General features: G+C 75.1%; 2 protein-coding genes. Both read right to left on the bottom strand.

Annotation, left to right across the window (positions count from 1 at the left end; all coding sequences use genetic code 11):
* Positions 1-1412: sensor histidine kinase (locus H5J30_RS31630; protein ID WP_181791008.1), on the bottom strand; the 1412-nt coding region annotated here is incomplete at its 3' end.
* Between the two features lie 12 nt (positions 1413-1424).
* Positions 1425-1681: winged helix-turn-helix domain-containing protein (locus H5J30_RS31625; RefSeq protein ID WP_181791006.1), on the bottom strand; the 257-nt coding region annotated here is incomplete at its 5' end.

Raw genomic sequence — 1681 nt, 5'->3', positions numbered from 1 at the left:
TGGCCGCCGTCCTCCGGCGCGCTGCGCGGCACCGCGATCGTCACCCGGAGCCCCCGCGGCTCGTTGCGCTCGTACGAGATGCGTCCCCCGCCCGCGGCCAGCAGCGCCCGGACGATGGACAGCCCCAGACCCGAGCCGGAGACGTTCTGATGCCGTCCGCTGCGCCAGAAGCGGTCGCCGACGCGGCCCAGCTCCTCGTCGGTGAGCCCCGGCCCGCCGTCGGCGACCGCGACCGTCACCTCGTCGCCGTCCGCGGCGACCCGGACCTCCACCTCGCCGCCCTGCGGCGAGAACTTCACGGCGTTGTCCACCACCGCGTCCAGCGCGCTGGACAGCGCCACCGGGTCCGCCCAGCCGGTCACGGCCGGGGCGCCGGACAGGAACAGCCGTACGTCCTGTCCCTCGGCCAGGGGGCGCCAGCTCGCCACCCGCTCGGACGCCAGCCGGGCCACGTCGGTCACCCGCAGGTCGGCGGGGGAGTGCTCGGCCAGCGCCAGGTCCAGCAGGTCGTCCAGCACCCGGGCCAGCCGGGTGCCCTCCGCCTGCACCGACTCGATCTCCGCCGCGGCGTGCGGCGCCTCCAGGCGCAGCAGCTCGATGCGCAGCAGCAGCGCGGAGAGCGGGTTGCGCAGCTGGTGGGAGGCGTCGGCGACGAAGGTGCGCTGCTTTTCCAGCACGTCCTCGACGTTGTCGGCCATCTCGTTGAAGGAACCGGCGAGGCGGCGCAGCTCCGGCGGCCCGCCGGCCGGGGCGACGCGGGACTTCAGCCTGCCGGTGGCGATGTCGTGGGTGGCCTTGTCGAGAACGCGTACGGGCCTGAGCACCCAGCCGGTCAGCCGGTACGCGGCCGCCACCGCGACCGTCATCGCGGCCGCGATCCCCGCGCCGAGCCACAGCCAGCCGGTGAGGGTCCGCGAGCGCATGGCACCCGTGGGCGAGTCGGTGACGACGACGGCGACCACGTCCCCGTCCCGTACGACGGGGGAGGCGACGGTGAGGCGGTCGTCCTGCCAGGGCCAGACCTGCGCCGGGTCGTGGCTGCGGCGGCCGGCCATGGACTCGGAGAAGGCCCGCTCGCCCTCGGCGCGGGCCATGGCCCGCCAGCCGGCGGGGGCGGCGGCCATCGCGGTGCGGTCGCGGTAGTAGACGCCGGCGCGGATGCCGTAGAGCTCGTGGTAGCGGCGCAGCTCCTCCTGCAGCGCACGCAGCCGCTCGTCCTCGGCCGGCGGCCGGTTCTCGTTGCGGGAGGAGACGTACTGCGCGAGGGAGGCGAAGCGCGCGGTGTCGTCGATGCGGTCCACGATCACGCGCTGCTGCTCCTGCCCGGCGATGCGGTCGGCCAGCGGGAAACCGAGTGCGAGCAGCATGCCGGCCATGAGCACGATCAGCAGGGGGAGCAGCCGGGTACGCATCGGGGCAGGGCCTCAGCCGGCCGGCGGGGGCACGAGGCGATAGCCGACGCCGCGCACGGTCTCGATGAGCGCCGGCAGGCCGAGCTTGCTGCGCAGGGAGGCGATGTGGACCTCCAGGGTCCGGCCCGTCCCCTCCCAACTGCTGCGCCACACCTCGCTGATGATCTGCTCCCGCCGGAACACCACGCCGGGGCGCGCCGCGAGCAGCGCGAGCAGATCGAACTCCTTGCGGGTGAGCTGGACCTCCGCGCCGCCGACGCTGACCCGGC

This window comes from Streptomyces phytophilus (genome assembly GCF_013870535.1).
Lineage (GTDB): Bacteria > Actinomycetota > Actinomycetes > Streptomycetales > Streptomycetaceae > Streptomyces > Streptomyces phytophilus.
The sequence above is the reverse complement of the archived record's forward strand: the minus strand, read 5'-3'. Positions and strand labels throughout refer to the sequence as shown.